This window comes from Pseudomonas sp. PDM26 (assembly GCF_019219185.1).
Taxonomy (GTDB): domain Bacteria; phylum Pseudomonadota; class Gammaproteobacteria; order Pseudomonadales; family Pseudomonadaceae; genus Aquipseudomonas.
Genome location: NZ_JAHUWC010000001.1, coordinates 1 through 22,176 on the forward strand (window position 1 = coordinate 1; position 22,176 = coordinate 22,176).

Annotated in this window: 20 protein-coding genes, 2 rRNA genes and 2 pseudogenes; 13 read left to right on the forward strand and 11 right to left on the reverse strand. The window is 60.0% G+C overall.

All coding sequences use genetic code 11. The features are described 5' to 3' along the window. The 5 genes from KW849_RS00005 to KW849_RS00025 form a co-directional block, all read left to right on the forward strand. Positions 1-108, forward strand: a 23S ribosomal RNA gene (locus KW849_RS00005); the annotation flags it as partial. A gap of 159 nt (positions 109-267) precedes the next feature. Beyond that, positions 268-383 (forward strand): 5S ribosomal RNA (gene rrf, locus KW849_RS00010). Between the two features lie 148 nt (positions 384-531). Next, positions 532-1,191: a paraquat-inducible protein A gene (locus KW849_RS00015; protein WP_218426598.1), complete on the forward strand. Its 660-nt coding sequence runs from the start codon at positions 532-534 to the stop codon at positions 1,189-1,191. After that, complete coding sequence (locus KW849_RS00020; RefSeq protein ID WP_218426599.1) at positions 1,178-1,801, forward strand: paraquat-inducible protein A; 624 nt, start codon at positions 1,178-1,180, stop codon at positions 1,799-1,801. The genes KW849_RS00015 and KW849_RS00020 overlap by 14 nt, the downstream gene beginning before the upstream one ends. Then, entirely contained in the window at positions 1,794-4,097 is a 2,304-nt protein-coding gene (locus tag KW849_RS00025; RefSeq protein ID WP_218426600.1) for an intermembrane transport protein PqiB, read from the forward strand. Before KW849_RS00020 ends, KW849_RS00025 begins: the two co-directional genes overlap by 8 nt. Before the next feature lie 161 nt (positions 4,098-4,258). Here KW849_RS00025 and mksF read toward each other — a convergent pair whose 3' ends face one another. The 3 genes from mksF to mksB are packed head-to-tail and all read right to left on the reverse strand — an operon-like array spanning position 4,259 to position 9,064. Continuing rightward, on the reverse strand, positions 4,259-7,099 hold the full coding sequence (mksF, locus tag KW849_RS00030; protein WP_218426601.1) for an Mks condensin complex protein MksF: 2,841 nt from the start codon (positions 7,097-7,099) through the stop codon (positions 4,259-4,261). Beyond that, positions 7,096-7,797, reverse strand: coding sequence for an Mks condensin complex protein MksE (gene mksE / locus KW849_RS00035; protein WP_218426602.1), 702 nt, complete (start codon positions 7,795-7,797; stop codon positions 7,096-7,098). The genes mksF and mksE overlap by 4 nt, the downstream gene beginning before the upstream one ends. Further along, entirely contained in the window at positions 7,787-9,064 is a 1,278-nt protein-coding gene (gene mksB, locus KW849_RS00040; protein WP_218426603.1) for an Mks condensin complex protein MksB, read from the reverse strand. The genes mksE and mksB overlap by 11 nt, the downstream gene beginning before the upstream one ends. 238 nt (positions 9,065-9,302) lie before the next feature. Between mksB and KW849_RS00045 the strand changes: the two genes are divergently transcribed. Next, on the forward strand, positions 9,303-10,049 hold the full coding sequence (locus tag KW849_RS00045; RefSeq protein WP_108214832.1) for an energy transducer TonB: 747 nt from the start codon (positions 9,303-9,305) through the stop codon (positions 10,047-10,049). Next, positions 10,042-10,494 (forward strand): ribosomal protein S18-alanine N-acetyltransferase, encoded by a 453-nt coding sequence (gene rimI / locus KW849_RS00050; protein WP_108214833.1) that lies wholly within the window; start codon positions 10,042-10,044, stop codon positions 10,492-10,494. The genes KW849_RS00045 and rimI overlap by 8 nt, the downstream gene beginning before the upstream one ends. Before the next feature lie 140 nt (positions 10,495-10,634). Here the strand turns inward: rimI and KW849_RS00055 are convergent, their stop codons facing one another. After that, entirely contained in the window at positions 10,635-11,039 is a 405-nt protein-coding gene (locus KW849_RS00055) for a serine kinase/phosphatase (protein ID WP_218426604.1), read from the reverse strand. Between the two features lie 168 nt (positions 11,040-11,207). On the opposite strand from KW849_RS00055, the gene can reads away from it, so the two are divergent. Then, the gene (gene can, locus KW849_RS00060) at positions 11,208-11,852 is read left to right on the forward strand and encodes a carbonate dehydratase (protein WP_108214835.1); all 645 of its coding nucleotides are present in this window, start codon (positions 11,208-11,210) and stop codon (positions 11,850-11,852) included. 6 nt (positions 11,853-11,858) lie between these two features. On the opposite strand, the gene KW849_RS00065 is transcribed toward can, so the two are convergent. From KW849_RS00065 to KW849_RS00075, 3 genes are all read right to left on the reverse strand, one after another. Continuing rightward, positions 11,859-12,380: an SET domain-containing protein-lysine N-methyltransferase gene (locus KW849_RS00065; RefSeq protein WP_218426605.1), complete on the reverse strand. Its 522-nt coding sequence runs from the start codon at positions 12,378-12,380 to the stop codon at positions 11,859-11,861. 144 nt (positions 12,381-12,524) lie between these two features. Beyond that, a complete protein-coding gene (locus tag KW849_RS00070) occupies positions 12,525-13,697 on the reverse strand; it encodes a hypothetical protein (protein ID WP_218426606.1) in 1,173 nt (390 codons plus the stop codon). A 93-nt stretch (positions 13,698-13,790) separates the two neighbouring features. After that, positions 13,791-15,209, reverse strand: coding sequence for a TIGR00366 family protein (locus KW849_RS00075; RefSeq protein WP_218426607.1), 1,419 nt, complete (start codon positions 15,207-15,209; stop codon positions 13,791-13,793). 201 nt (positions 15,210-15,410) lie between these two features. Between KW849_RS00075 and KW849_RS00080 the strand changes: the two genes are divergently transcribed. The 4 genes and pseudogenes from KW849_RS00080 (at position 15,411) to KW849_RS00090 (ending at position 18,848) form a co-directional block, all read left to right on the forward strand. Then, the gene (locus KW849_RS00080) at positions 15,411-16,724 is read left to right on the forward strand and encodes an MFS transporter (protein WP_218426608.1); all 1,314 of its coding nucleotides are present in this window, start codon (positions 15,411-15,413) and stop codon (positions 16,722-16,724) included. Between the two features lie 207 nt (positions 16,725-16,931). Continuing rightward, positions 16,932-17,570 (forward strand): annotated as a pseudogene (locus KW849_RS31740) (PAS domain-containing protein); the annotation flags it as partial. Between the two features lie 150 nt (positions 17,571-17,720). Next, a pseudogene (locus tag KW849_RS31745) lies at positions 17,721-18,158 on the forward strand (methyl-accepting chemotaxis protein); the annotation flags it as partial. A 90-nt stretch (positions 18,159-18,248) separates the two neighbouring features. Continuing rightward, a complete protein-coding gene (locus KW849_RS00090; RefSeq protein WP_218426612.1) occupies positions 18,249-18,848 on the forward strand; it encodes a flavin reductase family protein in 600 nt (199 codons plus the stop codon). A 12-nt stretch (positions 18,849-18,860) separates the two neighbouring features. Here KW849_RS00090 and KW849_RS00095 read toward each other — a convergent pair whose 3' ends face one another. Continuing rightward, the gene (locus KW849_RS00095; protein WP_046041843.1) at positions 18,861-19,229 is read right to left on the reverse strand and encodes a cupin domain-containing protein; all 369 of its coding nucleotides are present in this window, start codon (positions 19,227-19,229) and stop codon (positions 18,861-18,863) included. A gap of 76 nt (positions 19,230-19,305) precedes the next feature. Next, entirely contained in the window at positions 19,306-20,115 is an 810-nt protein-coding gene (locus KW849_RS00100; protein WP_218427842.1) for an AraC family transcriptional regulator, read from the reverse strand. A gap of 165 nt (positions 20,116-20,280) precedes the next feature. On the opposite strand from KW849_RS00100, the gene ddlA reads away from it, so the two are divergent. Next, positions 20,281-21,375, forward strand: a complete 1,095-nt coding sequence (gene ddlA / locus KW849_RS00105) for a D-alanine--D-alanine ligase (protein WP_218426614.1) — start codon at positions 20,281-20,283, stop codon at positions 21,373-21,375. Positions 21,376-21,432: 57 nt separating this feature from the next. Here the strand turns inward: ddlA and KW849_RS00110 are convergent, their stop codons facing one another. Then, entirely contained in the window at positions 21,433-21,804 is a 372-nt protein-coding gene (locus KW849_RS00110) for a type II toxin-antitoxin system HigA family antitoxin (protein ID WP_095945264.1), read from the reverse strand. 3 nt (positions 21,805-21,807) lie between these two features. Further along, complete coding sequence (locus tag KW849_RS00115; RefSeq protein ID WP_090457679.1) at positions 21,808-22,110, reverse strand: type II toxin-antitoxin system HigB family toxin; 303 nt, start codon at positions 22,108-22,110, stop codon at positions 21,808-21,810. Positions 22,111-22,176: the final 66 nt, after the last annotated feature.

Genomic DNA, 22,176 nt, shown 5'->3' on the forward strand with positions numbered 1-22,176 from the left:
TTGAGTCCCCTGAAGGGCCGTCGAAGACTACGACGTTGATAGGTTGGGTGTGTAAGCGCTGTGAGGCGTTGAGCTAACCAATACTAATTGCCCGTGAGGCTTGACCATATAACACCCAAGCAATTTGATGCTCCTAGCTGAAAAGGCGAAAGAGACCAGATTGCGGTGTGTGAAGACGAAAGAACCGAAAGTTCGCACCACACAAATCTATCACCTACCCAATTTGCTGAAGCGCGGCCAGCCGGCCACGACTCGGTACCCGAATTTCTTGACGACCATAGAGCATTGGAACCACCTGATCCCATCCCGAACTCAGCAGTGAAACGATGCATCGCCGATGGTAGTGTGGGGTTTCCCCATGTGAGAGTAGGTCATCGTCAAGATTAAATTCCGAAACCCCTATCTGCGCACGCAGGTAGGGGTTTTGTTTTTGGCGTAGAAAAAAGCACGATCAATCAAGCACAAATTGGCGCAGTTATTTTTGTCCCGGGACACTAGAATAGGACCAACTTTTTCAGAGTCAGAGCGCTTATGCCGGATTCGGTTGACGCCAAAGAGCTGTCAGAATTACCACTAGAAAATCTGGTTGCCTGCCATGAGTGCGACCTGCTGATGCGTAAGCCCGAACTCGCCCATGGCGAAAAAGCCCTGTGCCCACGCTGTGGCTACGAGCTTTATGCCCATCGCTATAACGTCGTACAGCGCAGTCTTGCCTTGGTCGTCGCCGCTTTGTTGTTGTTTATTCCGGCGAATTTTTTACCCATCATGCAACTCAATCTGCTCGGGCAATCTTCGCAAGACACTGTCTGGAGCGGTGTTGTAGCCCTTTTTGATACGGGCATGCAAAGCGTCTCAGTGATTGTGTTCCTGTGCAGCATGGGGATCCCGCTGCTCAAGCTACTGTGCCAATTGGCCGTATTGTTGAGTATCCGTTTTGATGTCGGACGCAGCTACGGCTTGTTGCTCTATCGCATTTATCACCATATACGCGAATGGGGGATGCTCGAGGTTTACTTCATGGGCGTACTCGTGGCTATCGTCAAGCTGGCAGATATGGCAGCCATCACCGTAGGCCTCGGCCTGGCGTGCTTCATCGGTTTGTTGCTGATTCAAGTCTGGCTGGAGGTCGTAATGTCGCCTCACCAGATCTGGCAAGCGTTATCAGGAGAGGATGCCCATGCGGGCGATTGATGCAGGCATTCTGATTTGCAAGGAATGTCATGAATTGAACAGGCAGGAAGCTGATAGCGATGAGCAAGTCTGTACACGCTGCGGAGCACTGGTGCATGCCCGCAGCCCCAATAGCCTGGTGCGCACCTGGGCATTGCTGATTACCGCCGCCATTCTTTACATACCGGCTAATTTATTGCCGATCATGACCGTGAACTCCTTGGGCAAAGGTGCGCCCAGCACGATCATGGCGGGTGTGATCGAGTTGGTGCACCACGGAATGATCCCCATTGCGGCGGTGGTGTTTATCGCCAGTATCCTGGTGCCCACCTTCAAGCTGGTAGGCATCGCTCTGTTGCTGTTTTCCGTGCAGCGCCGTCAGCCCCTTTCGGCTCGCCAGCGTATCTGGATGTACCGTTTCATTGAATTCATAGGCCGCTGGTCGATGCTCGATATCTTTGTGATCGCCATCCTCGTGGCGGTCGTGAATTTTGGGCGGCTTGCCAGCATCGAAGCCAATCTTGGCGCCATCGCCTTCGCCACTGTGGTGATTCTGACGATGCTTGCCGCAGTAACTTTCGATCCCCGACTGATTTGGGATAACACGGAGTCGGACGACGACCATGACTGATTTGCCTGTAGCGAAAACCCGACCGGCCTCGAACTGGTCTGCCATTTGGGTGCTGCCATTGATCGCCTTGATCATTGGCGGCTGGCTCGGCTGGCGTGCCTATAACGAGACCGGCATCGAGATTCAGGTGCGTTTTGAGAGTGGCGAAGGCATACAGGCCAACAAGACCGAAGTGGTCTATAAAGGCATGTCAGTCGGCAAGGTCAAAAGCCTCAAGCTCGATGATGAGGGCAGTTCCAAAGGTGTGATCGCCAGCATCGAAATGAACAAGGACGTAGAGCAATACCTGCGAACCAGCACGCGCTTCTGGCTGGTCAAGCCGAGCGTGACGCTGGCAGGGATTACCGGTCTTGAGACGCTGGTTTCAGGTAACTATGTTGCCATCAGTCCGGGGGAAGGCGAGCCCGTCCGCAAATTCAAGGCCCTGGCCCAGGAGCCGCCGCTCTCCGATGCCCAACCGGGTCTGCACCTGACCATCAAGGCTGATCGCCTGGGTTCGTTGAACCGCGGCAGCCCGGTGTTCTACAAACAGATCAAGGTAGGTCAGATCAAGAGCTACGTGCTGTCCGAGGACCAGAGCACTGTCGAGCTCAAGGTCTTCATCGAGCCGACTTACGCCAGACTGGTACGCAAACACACACGTTTCTGGAACGCCAGCGGCATCAGCATCGACGCCAATCTGTCCGGTGTGAAAGTGCGCAGCGAGTCGTTGGCCAGCATCGTCGCTGGGGGTATTGCATTCGCTACGCCTGAAAACCGCAAGGACAGCCCGCCTACCGACCCAAGCCTGCCGTTCAGACTCTACGAAGACTTCGATGCAGCGGCGGCCGGTATCCGGGTCAAGGTCAAGCTTAGCGACTTCGAAGGCTTGCAGGCCGGTCGTACGCCGGTGATGTACAAAGGCATTCAGGTCGGCAATCTCAAGGCGCTGAAGGTCGATCCTGATCTGTCCGGGGCCACCGCCGAATTGACGATGGATCCATTGGCCGAAGATTACCTGGTGGACGGTACGCAATTCTGGGTGGTCAAACCGTCGATTTCCCTGGCGGGGATTACCGGCCTGGAAGCGCTGGTCAAAGGTAACTACATCGCTGTGCGACCTGGCGACAAAGGTTCGGCTCCACAACGGGAGTTTGTGGCACGGGCCAAGGCGCCACCACTGGATCTGCGTGCACCGGGCCTGCACCTGGTGTTGTTCACCGAAAACCTTGGTTCGCTGGAAGTCGGCAGTCCGGTTCTCTATAAACAGGTCAAGGTCGGTTCGGTACAGAGCTATCAGTTCTCGCGCACCAAAAAGCAGTTGATCATCGGCGTGCACATCGAGAAGGAATACGAGGATCTGGTCAACGCCTCGACACGCTTCTGGAATGCCAGCGGCATCACGCTCACGGGCGGACTGACTGGTGGGATTCAAGTCAAAAGTGAGTCGCTGCAAAGCTTGATGGCCGGTGGCATTGCGTTTGAAACCCCGGAAGCCAAGGCGCCGCTACGCAAGCGCATTCCACGTTTCCGCTTGTTTGCCAGCCGTGACGACGCCACGCAAAAGGGCGAGGTGATCAGCATCAAGGTAGACCGCGCCGATGGTTTGCGTACGGGTACGCCGATTCGCTTCAAGGGCCTGGATGTCGGCAAGATCGAGGACGTTGACCTGAGTGACGACCTGCAATCGGTGCTGCTGACCGCGCGGATTACCGAAGTGCCGGAACGCATCGCCCGGGTCGGCAGTCAGTTCTGGGTGGTTAAACCTGAGCTGGGCCTGATCAAGACGTCCAATCTCGAAACCCTGGTGACCGGGCAATACATTGAGGTGCAACCGGCAGCGAAAAATCTGGGACCGCAGAAGAACTTTGTCGCTTTGGTCACTGCGCCGGAAACCGCCAAGCAGGAAGCGGGATTGAGTCTGGTGCTCAGCGCCGCTCGTCGCGGATCGCTGAAGGCCGGCGTGCCGGTGACGTATCGCGAAATCACCGTGGGCAAGGTGACGGGTTATGAACTGGGCCAGACTGCTGATCGTGTCCTGATCCATATCCTGATCGAGCCGAAGTACGCGCCATTGGTACGCAGCGGCACGCGGTTCTGGAACACCAGCGGTTTCGACTTCGATGTCGGCCTGTTCAAAGGCGCAACGGTGCGCACTGAATCCCTGGAGACGATGATTCAGGGCGGTGTCGCCTTTGCCACACCGGACGGTGAGCGTATGGGCGGCCCGGCGCAACCGGAGCAGACGTTCGCGCTGTTCGACAAGTTCGAAGATGAATGGCTGACTTGGGCGCCGAAGATCAGCCTGGGTAAATGACTGGAAATTGATTGGGCGTCTGTAATGACGCCATCGCGAGCAAGCTCGCTCCTACAGGGTTTAGTGGTGTTTGTTTCACCGCAACTTCTGTGGGAGATGCGCATGAAAAAGGCCGCGATCCATTTTGGATCGCGGCCTTTTTATCGCCTTCTATTCAAGCCTCAAACCGCATCCAGCTCCGGTTCATCCGCTTGTTCGTTGACCGTCGCCTTCACCTGATCGTGACGACGGATGTACTTCCAGTCCGCCTCGTCGATGTAGATGCCGGCCGGGCCGCTGCCGCCTTCCAGGTCGATGGCGACACTGGCGCAGACCTGCGGCTTCACGCTCGCCAGAATCGGCACGAAGCCCAGTTGCAGGCTGGTTTCCAGCAAGGCGGCCTGGTTCTTCTCATCGATGTCCGCCGCCTCGTCGAGGTAGTACGGCAGGCGCACGCGACCGGCCTGGTCACGGTCCATCAAGTGCAGCAACAAGTACATGTTGGTCAGCGCCTTGATGGTCATGGTGGTGCCATTGGAAGCGGCGCCGTCGATGTCGGTGTGGATCACCGGTTGGCCGTTGACCTTGGTGATCTCGAACGCCAGTTCGAACAAGTCCTTGAGGCCGAGCTGGTTGTGGTTCGCCGCCACCAGCCGCGCCAGGTATTCCTTGGCCTCTTCGTTCTTGTTGTCCTGCTCGGCACTCTGGCTCAGATCGAACACCGACAGGGTTTCGCCTTCTTCGTACTGACCGGCGCTGTGGATGATCTGGTCGATGTGCTTGAGCGCTTCCTTATTCGGCGCGAGCACGATACGGAAGCTCTGCAGGTTGGAGACCTGACGCTTGTTGATCTCGCGGTTGAACAGCGCCAGTTGATGCTCGAGGCTGTCGTAGTCGCTGCGGATGTTGCGCAGGGTCCGGGCGATGTCCGTCACGGCGGCACGACGAGCCTTGCCCAGGGTCAGGGCTTCATCGGTACGGTGCGCATAGGCGTTGATCAACAGTTGCAGGCGACGCTCCATATCGTCTTCGCTGTCGAACTTGGCCACGCCCTTGAGGCGCACCTGAGCGTACAGCGCTTCGATCTGACCATCGGCGCGCAGCAGACCTTGCCAGCTGTCCTGATAGTCATTGAGCAACGGCAGCAGGTTGTCCATGGAGTCGTCGATCGGGTCCATGAACGGTGTGCCGAACGGCAGGTCCGCTGGCAGCAACTGACGGCGGCGCAGGGCGTCGTCGAGGGTGCGTTGCTTGGCTTCCATGTCGCCGATCTGCCGGCCGACCAGTTGCAGCTTGGCCGACAGTTGCTGGACACGCTCGGTGAAGGCGTCGCTGGAGCGCTTCAGCTCGTCCTGCGCCGCTTCCATTTGCGCCAACTGCTCAAGCTTGTCGCCTTCCTCGGCGCTCAGGGTTTGCGCTCGACGGAAGTCTTCCAGGGCTTTCTGCGCATCCAGCACTTGCTGGTACAGCGCTTCGGTCTGGGTCTTGCTCGCGGCGCGGTCGGCGGCCACGGCTTGCTGGGTTTTCAGTTGCTTGAGTTCTTTTTCCAGGCGCTCTTTCTGATCGCGCAATGCCGCGCGGTCAGCCAGGGCCTGCAATGCCGGAGGTTCGATGTGCGAGATGTCGATGGACAGGCCCGGCACTTCGAAGCGTTCGCCTTTGAAGCCGTCGAGGATCAGCTCCACGGATTTGACCCACTCGCCGTCATCGTCGAGGGTGATGCCGTGTTCGCCCAATGGCAGGCTGAACAGCGCACTATTGAACAAGCGCATCAGGCGTTCGACGTCCTGTTGCGAGAACTCTTCGCGCAGGCGGGCGTAGCTGTTGTTGTCGGCGTGATCGAGTTGCTGCCTGACCGACTTCAGGCGTTTTTCCAGATCGCGCAGACGCTCTTCGAGGTCTTCGGCGCTGAACTGGCGGGATTGCGCCAACGCACCGGCGAGTTCGTCGTGGGCGTCCTTGGCTGCCAGCAGTTGCTGTTCCAGCACCTTGACGTCATCGATCAGGGCAAAGCGATGCTTGAGCACCGACAATTCGCCGAGCCAGCGCTGGATGCCGGTGATTTCCCGCTCCAGACGCATCAGTTCCTGAGTGCCGCCGCGCTGGTCGTTTTGCAGGGTGTCCTGCTCATTGCGGTAGTGCTCGGCCTGAATGGTCAGCTCTTCCTTGCGCGCACTGGCGTAGTCCGACCAGGTGCCCAGCAGCGAGTCGAGCAACGGCGAGATCCGGTGCAGCTTGCCGCGCAGGATGTCGCGTTGCTTCACGCCGTTGGCCAGGGCTTCGACCAGCGGGCCGGCGGCGACCAGCGAGTTGTAGTCCTGCTCCATGCGTCGTACATCGCGGAACGCTTCTTCGCATGCGGCGATGTAATCGACGCTGCCGGAGCGCAGGCTGTGCTCGAAGGCATCGAGGAACAGTTGCTTGAGCTTGGCTGCAGTGATTTCGCGCATGTGCAGCAGGTTGATGAACAGCGCGCGGAAGGTCTTCAGGCTCTGCTCGCTGGTGGAGCGCAGCGGAATCAGCGTCAGGTCCAGCGGAATCGAGGTGTGGCCACCGACCAGCAAGCGGCGCAGTTCGTCCGGCTTGAGTTCGTAGGCTTTCAGGCCTTCGCGTTCAAGGTTGGTGAAGAGTTCTTTCTGACGCAGGCAGGTGTCGTTTTTCTGGTAGTGGGCCAGGTCCAGTTTACCGGCGTAGGCAAAGAACTGGTGACCGAAACCACCGCCGGGGCCGCGGCCGACCACACCGATCACGTGCGGACCGTGGGGCAGGTTCACTTCGACCAGTATGTAGCTGGTGTCCGAAGCGAAGTAGAAGCGCCGGGATTGCTCCAGGCTGTACTTGCCGAAGCTCATGTCCGACATGCGCGCCAGGATCGGGAACTGCAAGGCGTTGATCGAGGCGGATTTACCGAGGTTGTTCGCGCCGTACACCGACAGCGGTTCTTCCAGCGGGAACAGGCCGAGGCTGTAGCCGGCGGTGTTCAAAAGGGCAAAGCGGCGGATGCCGTAACGTTCCTTGCTCATGCGTCGAGCTCCTGTTCTTCGGCGATGGCCCGGGCCAGGGCGTCTTCTTCGCTTTCACCCTCGAACTCGCTGAGATCCAGCGGATCGTCGGTCTGCAGCAGTTTTTCGTCGCTGTCTTCGTCGATCAGCACCGGCACGGGCAACGGCAGCACGCTGTGCAGGCTGGCGGCCAGATCGCGGTCCTGCTGCACCGACAGGCACACGTCGAGGAAACGGTGCATCGGCGGCAGGAAACGGTAGACGCCGTTTTCTTCGCTGGCGAAACCGAGCTGGGTCATGCGGCGCATGATCTTTTCTTCGAGCTCGTCCTGGGTCTGCACTTCGGCCTGGATGAACAGGTCGCGGTATTTTTCCAGCAGCGAGGGCAACTCATCGCGGCCAAGGCTGCCGCCATCGAGCACGGAGATCGGGTCGCGGCCCTGGTCGGCCAGGTGCTCGACGAGGATGAAGGTGAACAGCGCCAGGCGCTGCGCGGTCTTGTTCACCGCCGCCGCCGCGAGGTCCGGCACGAAGTAGTAGAAGCCACGGGTGTCGCAGACCAGTTCAAAGCCCAGGGCCTTGAACAGCGTGCGGTACTGGTCCTGGAAGTTCGACAACTGTGCGTACAGCTCCGGATCGCGGCGGCTGACGTGGTAACCCTTGAACAGCTCGCGAAAGATCGGTGCCAGATGGGACAGTTCGGATAGATCAAGATGCATAAGGAGTGCTCGCAGAATCCTCGGCGGCGGCATCGCTGACCGAGAGCAGGGCGAAGGAGCGCAGGCTGACCTGGTGCTCGTGAGTATGGTATTCGCGACGTTCCAGGCGCTCGCGCGTAAAGCGTTTTTCCCGCGACAGGCGCGAGAACCAGTACAGCAATTCGTCGGTGGCGCCGTCTGGTTCCTGCTCCAGCAGCCAGGTCATCAGGTCCGGCATCGGCAGGGCGTCTTCGCAGCGTTCAAGCATTTCGCGAACCGTGCGTGGCGCACGCGGGGCTTCGCCTTTCTGGGTCTTGTGGGCCTTGGGGAAGCGCGCCGGTTTCGGTTCGAAACGCGCCAGGGCGTAAACGTAGGCTTCGACCTGACTGGCGCTGCCGAGGAAGGTACTCTGCGGGCGGGTGAACATCGGCATCGCCGCTTGCGGCACGGCGTCGATGCCTTTGCGGCGGATCATCGACAAGGCCAGCGCCGCGCCACGGGTTACGGCGTTGTGTCGGCGGGCTTCTTCGCGCAGCGGCAAGAGCAGTTCGCGGGCATGACGCAGGGTCAGTTGAGCGCTGGTCTGCATTTCGAGGATGCGCGCGTGGGTACGCAGCAGCATGTCGTCGTCGACCAGGTGGCCGAGGCGCTGCTGTTCGCTGAGCATCTTCAGCAGGACGGTTTCGACCTTGCGCACGCCTTGTTCGAAGGCGCCGTCGGCATTCACCAGATCAATCATCGGCTCGACGTATTCGTCCCAGGTTGCCAGCACTTCAGCGTAGCGCTGGCGCAACGGAATCTGCCGGTCACTGGTTTTCGCCCGTTCGGCCACGGCCACCAGCGCCTGTTCGTCGTTATCGAGTTTTTTCAGTACATCGCGAACCCGCATGTCGAGCAGCCGCAGCTGGCGGGCGAGGTCATTGCCATCGCGGATATCGAACGCGTCCTGGATATAACCGGCCAGACGCTCCAGGTGGCGCAGGTAGGCTTCGATCTCGAGGCACAGGCCCAGGCGGTGTTCACGGCGCAGATAGGCGAGGAAGTCGTGAATCTGCGCATTGAGCTCGAAACGGTTCGGGCTTTTGGCCACGGGAACCAGAATGTCGAGGCGAATCCACACATCCAGCAGGCTGGTGATGTCCTGCGGCGTACTGTCGAGTTGCTGGGCGGCCAACTGTGAACGCAATTCGTTGAGGCTCAGTGTGCCTTGGTCGAAGTGCTCGCACAGTGGCTCCAGAAGTGCCCAGTGTTCAGCGAGGGCGCGCAAGACGCGCTTGGGTTCGATCATCGGAATGGCCGGCTGGTTGGCGATTAAAAGCCGCGATTGTACTGCATCGGGCGCGATGCGATTCACTCTTGGGACGGGCAGTCGCCATTTTTCATAGGTGGAAAGACTATCGGTGAAGTCTATCGATCAACAGCGCGGGCGATCTTGAGCGAACGGCGGTAGAATCAGCGCACTTTAGTTATCCACAAGTGGCCGACCTTTGCTTATCGAGTCCCGTCGTCGCGCTTATCTGGCCGCCATGCAGGTGGTCAACTGGCTGCCGCGCACCGAATTGCCCTTTGCCGCGCCGTCGCGGCCCGAGCTGCTGGACATGCCAGAGCCGGTTGTGGTCGCGCCTGTCGTGCCCGCTGTTGTGGCCCAGACGCCCGTGGCGCCTGTGGCCAAGCCGGCCGAGCGGGCGAAGATCGAGGTGCCGCGACCATCGCTGGCAAGCACGCGCACCGGTGCCAAACCGGTGGAAGAGGCTGAAGAGGCGCCGGTCGTGGTCAAGGCCCCGATCGTGCCGCCCCCGCGTTTCGCCCTGCAATTGTTGCGGGCCGGGCGTTGCCTGCTGCTGGTGGAGTTACCCACAGGCGAATCCTTCCAGAGCCGCGATCCTGCTTACCTGCTGCTCAAGGACATGCTGCGCGCCGCCGGTCTGCCGGACAGCCCGCAGATCGTCGGTGAGCCGGTACGCTGGCCGTTGCTGGTGCGTGGCACGATGGATCAAGGCCCGGAAGCGGCCCGCGACTTCGTGCAAGGTTTCCTCTCGGTGCGCATGGAAGAAACGCCCTGCGCCTGCTTGTGGCTGATCGGCTTGCCCGCGGTGCGATTTGCCGGCGAGGCGGATGCCGAGGCGTTCAATCGCGAGTTGCAGATCGAAGGCCTGGGCTCGGCCTGGGCGGTGCCGGGCCTGGAATTATTAATGGAAGAGCCACAGCGTAAGGCTGATGTCTGGCAAGCCATGCGCCGGCTGATGGCGCGCTGGAAAGAATCGAATGAGTGACGCTGTATCGTTTCGCCCGATGAACGAGGCGGACCTGGAAACTGTACTGAAAATCGAATACGCGGCCTACAGCCATCCCTGGACTCGCGGGATTTTCCTCGATGGCCTGGGCAAGTATCAGATCTGGCTGATGTTCGAAGGTCAGCAACAGGTGGGCCACGGTGTGGTGCAGATCATCCTCGACGAGGCTCATCTGCTGAACATTACGGTCAAGCCGGAAAACCAGGGCCGTGGCCTGGGGCTGACATTGCTTGAGCATTTGATGTCGATTGCCTACAAGGCCGACGCCCGGGAGTGTTTCCTGGAAGTGCGCGACAGCAATACCGCGGCGTTCAAGCTGTACGAGCGTTATGGTTTCAACGAGATCGGCCGGCGCCGGGATTACTACCCGGCGGTGGGTGGGCGCGAAGATGCGGTGGTCATGGCCTGTACTTTGGTGGATTGATTCATACCCGTCTGTGGCGAGGGAGCTTGCTCCCGCTGGGTCGCGAAGCGGCCCCCGAGAGCATTTGGGGATGTGTTTTGCGACTGCTTCGCAGCCGAGCGGGACGGTGCGGCGATCCGACAAGCTCCCTCGCCACAGGATCAACGTTTTTTGTCGAGAGGATCGCGCAGCGCCAATTCCGCCTCATCCAGGCCATCGCCACCGCCAATATCGTCCTCGTCGACGATGCTCAGGTCCCAATCCGCACGGCTATCATTGCCCGCCTCATGGGCATCCCTGGCGCCGTCTTCACGGATCAGGGTCTCCGGGCTCAGGTCGTCGTCGGTAGGTTGATGGTCACCGGTCGAGGCACCGGTCAGGCCCGCTTCACGTCCGCGCCGACGGGGCATCAGTTGCTCGCGCTCCCTTTCCGGCAGTTCGTCACCGATTCTGGCGCTGGGCTCCTCTTCATCGAAATCCAGCTCACGCACCGAGCCCATGCGGTCTTCGTCGTCATCGACGGGTTCCGGTTGCACCGCATCGTACGGACGTCGTGAATCATTCATGGTAATTCCTCATACTGTAGGCCTTACTACAGTTGACCTACTTGGCTACCGAGAATTCCACCGGCATGGAGCCCCGTGTTCCGGATCAGGAGAGCATCTGCATTTCGCGCGTGACCCCGACGGACGGTTGTCAGTCAAAGCTGCGCATCATTCTTGAGGCTTCAAAGCATGAACGAATTACAAGATCTGATTGATAACAACGAGCGTTGGGCCGCTGCGATCAAGGAGCAAGATCCTGACTTCTTCGCCAAGCTGGCTCGCCAACAGACTCCGGAGTTCCTGTGGATCGGCTGTTCCGATGCCCGGGTGCCGGCCAACGAGATCGTCGGCATGCTGCCGGGTGATCTGTTCGTACACCGTAATGTGGCCAACGTGGTGCTGCACACCGACCTCAACTGCCTGTCGGTGATTCAGTACGCGGTCGATGTGCTCAAGGTCAAACACATCCTCGTCACCGGTCATTATGGCTGCGGTGGTGTGCGCGCCTCGATGCAGGATCGTCAGTTCGGCCTGATCGACGGTTGGCTGCGCTCGATTCGCGACCTGTATTACGAAAAGCGCGAAGAACTGGCCAAACTGGCCACCGAGGAAGAACGGGTCGACCGTCTTTGCGAGCTCAACGTGATCCAGCAGGTGGCCAACGTCGGTCACACCAGCATTGTGCAAAACGCCTGGCACCGCGGGCAGAGCCTGTCGGTCCACGGCTGCATTTATGGCATCAAGGATGGCCGCTGGAAGAGCCTGAATGCGACCATTAGCGGTTTCGAGCAACTGCCAGCGCAGTACCGCCTGCGTCCGTTCGAGCCCCTGTAAAGCTCCTCAGCGCAGACCCTGCCGACGCCACTGTTGCAAAAACGGCTGGCCGTCGGCGTTCGGCGCTTCATCGTAGCCGGTGATCCAGCCCCGGCAGTTGTACGAACCGCAGTGGCAGGCGAACTGGCGCAGCAGCTTGTCTTCCGTGGCCGCGTAATCCATCGACAGCCAGTCGCCTTTCTGAATGTCCTTCAGCGCCCATAACCACAGCTCACTCATGTCCAGAAACACGTTCGGGTCGCAAGAGTGGCGCAGCAGCCCGCAGAAGCGCGGGTCATAGACGTGAACATCGGGCGCCAGCTGGCGGGTATGTCGGCTGCGATAGGGCAGCAAATGCCCCGACACCCGGCAGACTCGACTGATGCGGGGAAACTCGCGCAGTGCTGCTACGGCCATCGGCGTACCTTTGTCGTTCGAGAGAATCTCGAAATCGGCCAGGGATGGAAACCCGAGGTGGAGGGGCAACGCCACAAAAGGGTAAACACCCTGCGGCGGTGCGAGAGACTTGCGCAGTGCATTGGCTTTCATAACGTTCCTTGTCGGCTGGCTGCTGCGACTTCCATCGGCTGACGATCCTGTCAGCGCCGCAGCACATGGGTACGGCCCAAGCCTCTCGCAGATATCGCGGGCAGTCTACTGTCATAACTGACAGGTCGACTGCCAGCAATCGGTTTATAGCGGTGGAACGGGCAGGGCAGTGGCTGGCGCTGGCGCCTTGAGCTGTTTGAGCTGCAGCTGGACCGGTGCAGTCGAGCATTTGGCCGCCGCCTGTCCCGGCGTCAGGTTGCGAATCGAGGTGTAGAACAGCGTGCAGGTTTTTTCCTTCTCGGCCACTTGCCAGGTTTGCGTGCAGGTTTTCAGCTCGACATCGGCATTACTATCCGGTTGGCTGCCCATGACGGCCTGCCAGCACGCGGCGCTCAAATCCTGGCCCATGACTTTCAGGCCCGCCGCATCGGCCTTGGCCTTGGCATCATTGCCGGAATAGTTCACCGGATCGGCGGCGTACCAGATGTAGCTCGGGTGGTTGGAACCCAGCACCCGCACTTTCGCTCCGTCACCCGGGCTGATCGTCGCCAGGCCCAGCACGTTCACGGTCACCCCGTATTGTTGCTTGATCCAGTTACGCACCGGTGCGCCGAAGGCGACCATTGGCAATGCTTCACCGCTGGCGCGCAGGCTGACGTTCCTGACCATGGTGGTCTGGTAGTCGTTGAAGTAGCTGTAGACGCCCTCCAGGTCCTTGCCGGCGTTGGATGGGGCGGCGATAGGGGCGATGTCGACAATGGTCTGAAAGCCTGGCGTCTGTTCGGCCGGGATGCCATTGGCGGTGAGCAGCGTGGCCCAGCGATCCGTGGTGGCGGACTTCAGGTAATCCTGGGCCTGGGTCAGCGAATAGTCGGGCGGGAAGTGCAGCAGTTCGACGCTTTTGCGGTTTTCCAGGGCCATGCCCAGCGGCAGGAACAGATACCAGCTGTATGCCCACTTGCCATCGGCATTCAGTTTGCTGGCGCCGTTATAGGCCAGGTCACCGGCATCGAGTAGCGCTGCCAAGGGTTTTTCATAGCCGTTGGGCACGCCGATGATTTCTGCGTGGAGCTGACCGTTATCGGTTTTGACCAGAACCTTCGCGTCACCGTAGCCATCGCGCTGCACGCTCTGGGTCAGGTAGTGCTCGACGGTTTGCTCAAGCGTCCAGTTGCGAAAGCAGATCACGTTGCAATTGTTGGGGTAGGCGAAGAGGCGGGTAACGCGTTCGGTAGTGCCCAGCTTCAAGTTGGCATCGGCGTGGGCGGTGGTGCTCAGGGTGAGGGCTGCGAGAGTGAGTGCCGCGAGTTTGAACATGCTCAGATCCTTTTCAGCGTATAAGTCCAGCAGATACTGAAACAGACAGGGCGGAACAAAAAGGGCCGATATCAATATCGGCCCTTTTTATGGTTACGGCATTACCGGCGGCAAATACGCCAGCGTCGTCCCCAGTGCCCATAACAACACTAGCACCATTGGCGTATGTACCAGCAATTGCACGAACGAGAAGCCGATCAAGTCCCGCGCTTTCAACCCCAGCACGCCCAGCAGCGGCAACATGAAGAACGGGTTGATCAGGTTGGGCAGGGCTTCGGCGGCGTTGTAGATCTGCACCGCCCAGCCCAGATGGTAGTTCAGGTCATTGGCCACTTGCATCACGTACGGCGCTTCGATGATCCACTTGCCGCCACCGGACGGGATGAAGAAGCCGAGAATCGCCGAATACACGCCCATCAGCAGCGCGTAGGTGTCGTGGGAGGCAATGCTGACGAAAAAGGTCGAGATGTGATGGGCCAGGGTCTGCGCATCGGCGCCCTTGACCGTGGTCATCAGCGCCGCGATCGAACCGTAGAGCGGGAACTGGATCAGCACGCCGGTAGTGGTCGGCACCGCACGGGTCACGGCGTCCAGAAAGCTGCGCGGACGCCAGTGCAACAGGGCGCCGAGCATGATGAACAGGAAGTTGTAGGTGTTCAGCCCGGAAATCGCACTGATCGCCGGTTTGGTCGAGAACTCGTGGAACAGCCAGCCACCGGCCAGCAGCACCAACAGGATCATCAGCAGCGGGCTGTATTCCAGCCATTCGCCGGGACGGGTGCGTGGTTGCAGCGGTGGCAGGTTGAAGCTGGGATCGACACCACAGGCTTTGGCGTCACGCGCCGAATTCGGGCCGGGGGCGGTGGCGTAGGCAATGATCAGCGAGACGACGATCAAGGCCAGCAGCATCACGCCGGACTGCCAAAGAAAGATCGTCTGCGTGAATGGAATCATCCCGGTGATCGACAGAATCGACGGCGGCAGGCTCGCCGGGTTGGCCTGCAATTGTGCGGCGGACGACGACAGGCCCAAGGCCCATACCGCGCCAAGCCCCAGATAGGCGGCGGCACCGGCGGCGCGATAGTCCATTTTCAGGTCGGTACGACGGGCGAGGGCGCGCACCAACAAACCGCCGAACACCAGGGATAGCCCCCAGTTCAGCAAGGAGGCGACCATCGAGATCAGCGCGACCCAGGCCACGGCGGAGCGGCCGTTTTTCGGGAGCATTGCCAGTCGGTCGATCAGTTTCACCGCTGGCGGCGAACTGGCGACCACATAACCGCCGATCACCACGAAGGCCATCTGCATGGTGAAGGGGATCAGGCTCCAGAAGCCATCACCAAAGGCCATGGCGGCGTCGGTGGGTTTGGCTCCCATCGCCATGGTGGCCAGGGCCACGATAATCACCGCCAGGGCAGCAAACACCCAGGAGTCGGGAAACCAGCGTTCGGCAAAACTTGAGCAGCGCAGGGCAAAGCGGGCGGAGCGGCTATCTTCGATATCAGCGGCCACGGAGATTACCTCGGATTTTTATGTTTGTTGTGGTCTTCAGGGCAGTAACCGCCCGTCTGGACAGACGCCAACATTAATTCAAGCCGAGGATTTTTGCGGGGCTGTTTCGTGGCTATGGGACTTTGGTCTAACGGGTTGTTCGCCGGTGCGTTTGCGTAGACCATGGGCGCCTTGGTTTTTGCCTGTGCCAGAGTTCTTTACATGACTGCCAACACTGATTCGCGCGCGGCGCCGTTCAGCCGCTCGGACTACAAGACCCTGGGGCTTGCCGCCCTCGGCGGGGCGCTGGAAATATACGACTTCATTATTTTCGTGTTCTTCGCCCTGACCCTCAGCCAGCTGTTCTTCCCGCCGGAAATGCCCGAGTGGCTGCGCCTGCTGCAAAGCTTCGGGATCTTCGTCACCGGTTACCTGGCGCGACCGCTGGGCGGCATCCTGATGGCGCACTTCGCCGACCGATTGGGGCGCAAGAAAGTCTTCAGCCTGAGCATCCTGATGATGGCGCTGCCCTGCCTGCTGATCGGGACCATGCCGACTTACGCGCAGATCGGTTATTGGGCACCGTTACTGCTGTTGGCCCTGCGCATCCTCCAGGGGGCGGCAGTGGGCGGCGAAGTGCCGAGCGCCTGGGTATTCGTCGCCGAGCACGCACCCGTCGCCCATCGCGGTTATGCCCTGGGTTTCCTGCAGGCGGGGTTGACCTTCGGCTATTTGATCGGCGCATTGACCGCGACCTTCCTGGCGCAGGCATTCACCCCGGCGGAAATCCTCGATTACGCCTGGCGTTACCCGTTCCTGCTGGGCGGTGTGTTCGGGGTGATTGGCGTCTGGCTGCGTCGCTGGCTCAGCGAAACCCCGGTGTTCATGGCCATGCAGGCGCAACGCGAGGCGGCCGGCGAACTGCCGCTGCGCACGGTCCTGCGCGAGCATCGCCTGGCCATTTTGCCGGCGATGATCCTCACCTGTGTGCTGACCTCGGCCGTGGTGGTGTTCGTGGTCATCACCCCGACCATGATGCAGAAAACCTTTGGCATGACCGCCAGCCATACCTTCGCCCTGAGCGCACTGGGCATCGTGTTCTTGAACATCGGCTGCGTGCTCGCCGGGCTGCTGGTCGACCGCATCGGCGCCTGGCGCACGGTGATGCTCTATAGCCTGCTGCTGCCGCTGGGTATCGGCGTGCTGTATGCCTGCCTGATCATGGGCGGCGACTGGCTCGGCCTGGCCTACGCCGTGGCGGGGCTGTGCTGCGGGGTGGTTGGCGCGGTGCCATCGGTGATGGTCAGCCTGTTCCCGGCGCGGATTCGCGTCTCGGGTATCTCGTTCACCTACAACATTGCCTACGCCGCGTGGGCGAGTGTCACACCGCTGTTGTTGATCGGTCTGATGCCATGGAGTCCATGGATCTGCGTGATGTTCAGTGCGGTGATGGGCGCGGTGGGCGTGGGCAGTGCGGCTTATTTCGGTGCACGGATGCCGAGAATCGCAGGCTGTTCCACTGCTGGCGCGCATTGATTTTGCGTGTCGTAACTATTTTTACAGGACAAGCCTGAAACACGCTTAAGAAAATGTTTCCAAGGCCGATGGTTAGGTTGCTTATCGCTTTCTACCCCTGTCCATCGGTGCTTTCCCATGTTCAATAAACGCTTGAAGCAGGAGCTGTCGGCTCTTCGTGAAGAACTCTCCAGCCTCCAGCAAGTGAAGGAAAGTCTGGAAAGCGAGATGCTGGTACTGACTCTCGACAGCGATGGACGGGTTCAGTCGGTCAATCAGAACTTCCTTGGCGAAATGCACTACAAGAGCGGTGACCTGATCGGCCGACACATCGACGACTTCGTCCCGGATCACGTGAAGTTCGACGAATTCCAGCAGCGTTTCAAGCACGCGCTGACCCGTGGCGAGCACTTCGCCGGCGCAGTGCGCCTGCTGCGCAGTACGGGCCAGGAAGCGTGGTTGCGTTCGATCCTGCAACCGGTGCGCTCGGCCGATGGGCGGATCAAGTATTTTTCGATCTTCTCCAGCGACCTGACCCGCACCATCGAGGCCTCCCGCGAGCACGAGAACCTGATCGGCGCACTGGTGCGCTCCACGGCGGTGATCGAATTCGACCTCAACGGCAACGTGCTGACTGCCAACGACCGCTTCCTCAGTGGCATGGGTTACAGCCTGGCGCAGATCAAAGGTAAACATCACCGCACCTTCTGTCTGCCGGAGGAGTACAACAGTGCCGAGTACCAGGACTTCTGGCGTCGCCTGAACGCGGGCGAGTACGTGGCCGACCGTTTCAAGCGTGTCGACAGCCACGGTCGTACGGTCTGGCTGGAGGCGTCCTACAACCCGGTGGCCGATGCCAACAACAGGCTCTACAAGGTGGTGAAGTTCGCCACGGTGATTACCGATCAGGTCAATCAGGAACAAGCCGTCGCCGAGGCCGCCAACATTGCCTACAGCACCTCGCAGCAAACTGACCAAAGCGCCCAGCGCGGTAACGCCGTGGTGACCCAGGCCGTGGAAGTGATGCGTGACCTGGCCAAGCATATGCAAACCGCTGGCGATGGCATCGAAGCCTTGAACGAGCAGTCGTTGGTGATCGGTAGCATCGTCAAAACCATCAGCGGCATTGCCGAGCAGACCAACCTGCTGGCGCTCAACGCGGCCATCGAAGCGGCGCGTGCAGGCGAGCAGGGTAGGGGCTTCGCCGTGGTGGCGGATGAAGTCCGGCAACTGGCGTCGCGCACCAGCCAGGCCACCGACGAAATCGTCCTCGTGGTACGGCAGAACCAGGACATGGCGCGCAACGCCGTGGCGCTGATGACCGACGGCAAGCTCCAGGCCGAACAGGGCCTGGCACTGGCGGCGGAAGCGGGTACGGTGATTGTCGAGATCCAGGACGGCGCGCAGAAAGTGGTCAATGCGGTGGGGCAGTTTGCCAATCAACTCACCAACTGACCTGCGATCAGCTCTTGGTGGGAGCAAGCCCGCTCCCACAGGGTTACGTGGGCGCTACAATCGGCTCTTTTCCCCCAGGAGCAGACTTACATGAGCGCTTCCCACCGCCGTCCGGTTCCCTTGTCCAAGGCCTATCGTCTGCTCAATCATGGCCCGACCGTGCTGGTCAGCGCAGCCCACGGTGGCCAGCGCAATATCATGGCGGCAGCCTGGGCCATGCCGCTGGACTTCGAACCGCCGAAAATTGCCGTGGTGCTGGACAAATCCACCTGGACTCGCCAGTTGCTGGAGGCCTCAGGCACTTTTGTACTGAGCGTGCCATGCGCCGCCCAGGCCGACATTGTGCAAACCGTCGGTTCGACCTCCGGCCTGGAGTTGACCCAGGGCCAGGGCCGCGACAAGTTTGAAACCTACGACTTGCAGACATTCATTGGCGAGTCGGTCGATGCGCCGATGCTCGAAGGCTGCGTGGCCTGGCTGGAATGTCGCCTGTTGCCGGAGCCGAACAACCACCAGCAGTACGATCTGTTCCTGGCCGAAGTGATTGCCGCCCAGGCTGACGAACGTGTGTTCAGCGAGGGGCGCTGGCACTTCGAAGGGCAAGATGCCTTGCGTACCTTGCACCACGTAGCAGGCGGACACTTCCTGACCATTGGCGAGCCGGTGGACGGCAAGACCTTGCAGGTGTAAGCCGGTCAGCGCTCATATCCACACATCATTCTCTGCCGTGCGCTCGCCACCTTCGCTACCGGTGTTGAGTACACCCTTGGGTTCGATCAGCAGGAGTTTTACCTCCTGTTCGGCACAGGGCTTATGCTCGACGCCTTTGGGCACTACATACATTTCCCCTGCATTCACCAGCACGTGGCCATCGCGAAAATCGATGCGCAGCCGGCCTTCAAGCACGATGAAGGTTTCGTCGGTATCGAGGTGGTCGTGCCAGATAAAGTCCCCCAGCAGCTTTACCACCTTGAACTGGTAGTCGTTCATTTCGGCGATGACCCGGGGCGACCAGTGGGAATCGATCCGGCTGATTTTTTCAGCGAAGTTCAGGCTTTCGTAAGCGTTCATGAAACAGCTCTCGCGGTGGTTGGTGAACCCACGATAGCCAGCGCCCCGGCGCGCTTCTTGTACGATTGTGCGTGGCTCAACGACGCTGCATGTTCATCCAGCGGGCCGGTGACAGACCGTAGGTTTTGCCGAATTGCCGGGTCATGTGGCTCTGGTCGGTGAAGCCTGCGATCAGTGCGGCGCTGACCAGGCTCTGACCCTGAATCAGCAGTGCACGGACCAAGTCCAGGCGGCGCATGGTCAGGTAGCGGTAGGGGCTGGTTCCGAACAACAGGCGAAAATCCCGGGACAGGCTCCAGCGATCACGGCCACTGTGCTGCGCCAGCTCATCGAGGGTCACGGTGCGATCCAGGGCGCCGTGGATGTATTCCCGCGCACGCTGCGCGGCCACGTAATCGAAACCCGAGCGTTTGCCCGACGCACCGCAAACCGTGCTCATGGCTTGCGCCAGATCGAACAGCGCGTCCTGTTCTTCCAGTGGATCGAGCGGGCAATCCAGGCTGCGCAGCAACGCGCCCGTGGCGGCGAACAAACGGGGATCGTTCGACAGCCCGGTCTTGATGAATGGCAGCGCTTGCCCGCCGAGCATCTGCTGGATCAGCGCCGGTTCGATGTACATCATCCGGTACTGGAAACCGGACTCGGTACCGGCCTCGCCATCGTGGACTTCGTCCGGGTGCAGCACGATCGTTGCGCCGGGCAGGCTGTGACGCCAGCCGCCGCGATACTGAAAGCTTTGCACCCCGGCCAGGGTGTGGCCGATGGCATAGGTGTCGTGGCGGTGAAGGTCGTAGCCATGGCCGGCAAAAAACGCCTCGAAACGCTGTAGCCCGCCGACATCGGGCGCGCGAAGGAACCAGTCATTGCGAGGCGTGCGCTTGGCCATGGTGTTGATCGTCTTGAGCTTGGTGGGCAACACGGTAACCCAGCCGACGGTTCCCTGTCTTCTGATCGGAAGGCGGCTTGTCCGCTAGAAAACCAAGGGCAAATACTGCACTGTGGGGCGCATTCGCTACAGGTTGTTTTTTATTTGTCAGGATGAGGCCGGGTCATGAGCAAGCTGCGCGTGGGGATCATTTTCGGGGGCCGTTCGGCGGAGCATGAGGTGTCGTTGCAGTCGGCGAAAAACATCGTCGATGCGCTGGATCGTTCACGCTTCGAGCCGGTGCTGATCGGCATCGACAAACAAGGCCACTGGCACCTTAACGATCCTTCGAATTTTTTGCTGAACCAGGAAAACCCGGCGCTGATCGCCCTCAATCAATCCAATCGTGAGCTGGCGGTGGTGCCGGGTAAAACCAGCCAGCAACTGGTGGAAACCTCCAGCCAGGAAATGCTCGGCCATGTCGATGTGATTTTCCCGATTGTCCACGGCACTCTCGGGGAAGACGGTTGCCTGCAAGGCTTGCTGCGCATGGCCGATCTGCCGTTTGTCGGCTCCGATGTGCTCGGCTCTGCCGTGTGTATGGACAAGGACATCAGCAAGCGCCTGCTGCGCGATGCCGGCCTGGCCGTGACGCCGTTCGTGACATTGACCCGTGCCACGGCCGCGCGTACCGGGTTTGCCGAGGTGCAGGGCAAGTTGGGTTTGCCGCTATTCGTTAAACCGGCAAACCAGGGCTCTTCCGTGGGCGTTAGCAAGGTCGCCGACGAGGCCGAATACACCGCAGCGGTGGAACTGGCCTTGAGTTTCGATACCAAGGTGTTGATCGAATCTGCCGTCAGCGGCCGCGAGATTGAATGCGCGGTGCTCGGCAATGAAGACGCCATCGCCAGCGGCTGCGGCGAGATCGTGGTGCGCAGCGGGTTCTATTCCTACGACAGCAAATACATCGACGACACGGCTGCCGAGGTGGTGGTGCCGGCCAATATCAGCGTCGAGGCCAGCGAGCGCATTCGCGCCCTGGCCGTCGAAGCGTTCCAGGTACTGGGCTGCTCTGGCCTGGCCCGCGTCGACGTGTTCCTGACCGACAGCGGCGAAGTGCTGATCAACGAAATCAACTCGCTGCCCGGCTTCACCCGCATCAGCATGTACCCGAAACTGTGGCAGGCCACCGGTATGACCTACAGCGAACTGGTGACGCGACTGATCGAGCTGGCGCTGGAAAAGCACCAGGTTCGGCAGGGGTTGAAGATCAGTCGATAAGCGGAGTACTGCGTCGTCCGTATTACCGGTGGGTATGCTTGCAAGAGCCGACCTTGATCAAGCGTGTTTGACCGGTTTGATCAGGCTCTGAGCGGGTATCCCGAACAGCTCGTGCAGTTTCCAGATCATCGGAAGCGTCAACGCTCGCTTGCCATTGAGTACTTCATAAACACGATTTGTGCGGCCGATGGCGGGCGCAAGATCGGCGGCGGACAACCCGGACTGCTCCATTCTGAACTTGATCGCATCGATAGGGTTGGGTAAGTCGACCGGGAAGTGCTTCGACTCATACGACTCGATCAGCGTAATCATGATGTCAAAGTAGTCTCCCTCGGGAGTGCCAATCTCTGGTTCATTCTCAAACAGTGCAGACACGCTCTTGAGAGCGGCGCGGTAATCCTCTTCGGTGTGAATCGGGTGAATGTTCATGGGTTACTCCATTTCGACGTTATCAGCGTCGACCGTGTCGTATTGCTTGTGAGTGCCGACAAATTTTATGTATACGGCGCCAAAGCGATAAGCCACGGCGACTATCAGCCTGAAGTCGTTACCCTTGATGTTGAACACGACTCTTCGGCTTTTGAGAATACTGGCCGTAGCGAAGTGCAGCTTGATGTCGGCGGGCGTTTTCCAGGCTGCATTTCTTACCTCGTCAATCCAGGCCAACAAGGGTTGTTCTGCGCTCGGGTATCTCTCCCAAAATTGCTTCAGCTGATTGATGGCGATGATTCTCATGGCATGATCCTAGTCCCATCGTGGGACTGATGCAAGTCTGTGGAGGCGCGGAAACTCTAACCAGGA

What these genes read in the sequence shown, in the direction of transcription:
- KW849_RS00065 (WP_218426605.1), bottom strand. Translation starts at nt 12,380, where the DNA reads ATGAAAGCCAATGCACTGCGCAAGTCTCTCGCACCGCCGCAGGGTGTT.
- mksE (WP_218426602.1), bottom strand. Translation starts at nt 7,797, where the DNA reads ATGCATCTTGATCTATCCGAACTGTCCCATCTGGCACCGATCTTTCGC.
- KW849_RS00055 (WP_218426604.1), bottom strand. Translation starts at nt 11,039, where the DNA reads ATGAATGATTCACGACGTCCGTACGATGCGGTGCAACCGGAACCCGTC.
- KW849_RS00080 (WP_218426608.1), top strand. Translation starts at nt 15,411, where the DNA reads ATGACTGCCAACACTGATTCGCGCGCGGCGCCGTTCAGCCGCTCGGAC.
- can (WP_108214835.1), top strand. Translation starts at nt 11,208, where the DNA reads ATGAACGAATTACAAGATCTGATTGATAACAACGAGCGTTGGGCCGCT.
- KW849_RS00020 (WP_218426599.1), top strand. Translation starts at nt 1,178, where the DNA reads ATGCGGGCGATTGATGCAGGCATTCTGATTTGCAAGGAATGTCATGAA.
- KW849_RS00100 (WP_218427842.1), bottom strand. Translation starts at nt 20,115, where the DNA reads ATGGCCAAGCGCACGCCTCGCAATGACTGGTTCCTTCGCGCGCCCGAT.
- KW849_RS00110 (WP_095945264.1), bottom strand. Translation starts at nt 21,804, where the DNA reads ATGAACATTCACCCGATTCACACCGAAGAGGATTACCGCGCCGCTCTC.
- KW849_RS00025 (WP_218426600.1), top strand. Translation starts at nt 1,794, where the DNA reads ATGACTGATTTGCCTGTAGCGAAAACCCGACCGGCCTCGAACTGGTCT.
- KW849_RS00070 (WP_218426606.1), bottom strand. Translation starts at nt 13,697, where the DNA reads ATGTTCAAACTCGCGGCACTCACTCTCGCAGCCCTCACCCTGAGCACC.
- KW849_RS00115 (WP_090457679.1), bottom strand. Translation starts at nt 22,110, where the DNA reads ATGAGAATCATCGCCATCAATCAGCTGAAGCAATTTTGGGAGAGATAC.
- mksF (WP_218426601.1), bottom strand. Translation starts at nt 7,099, where the DNA reads ATGAGCAAGGAACGTTACGGCATCCGCCGCTTTGCCCTTTTGAACACC.
- KW849_RS00095 (WP_046041843.1), bottom strand. Translation starts at nt 19,229, where the DNA reads ATGAACGCTTACGAAAGCCTGAACTTCGCTGAAAAAATCAGCCGGATC.
- KW849_RS00090 (WP_218426612.1), top strand. Translation starts at nt 18,249, where the DNA reads ATGAGCGCTTCCCACCGCCGTCCGGTTCCCTTGTCCAAGGCCTATCGT.
- KW849_RS00015 (WP_218426598.1), top strand. Translation starts at nt 532, where the DNA reads ATGCCGGATTCGGTTGACGCCAAAGAGCTGTCAGAATTACCACTAGAA.
- KW849_RS00045 (WP_108214832.1), top strand. Translation starts at nt 9,303, where the DNA reads ATGCAGGTGGTCAACTGGCTGCCGCGCACCGAATTGCCCTTTGCCGCG.
- mksB (WP_218426603.1), bottom strand. Translation starts at nt 9,064, where the DNA reads ATGATCGAACCCAAGCGCGTCTTGCGCGCCCTCGCTGAACACTGGGCA.
- rimI (WP_108214833.1), top strand. Translation starts at nt 10,042, where the DNA reads ATGAGTGACGCTGTATCGTTTCGCCCGATGAACGAGGCGGACCTGGAA.
- ddlA (WP_218426614.1), top strand. Translation starts at nt 20,281, where the DNA reads ATGAGCAAGCTGCGCGTGGGGATCATTTTCGGGGGCCGTTCGGCGGAG.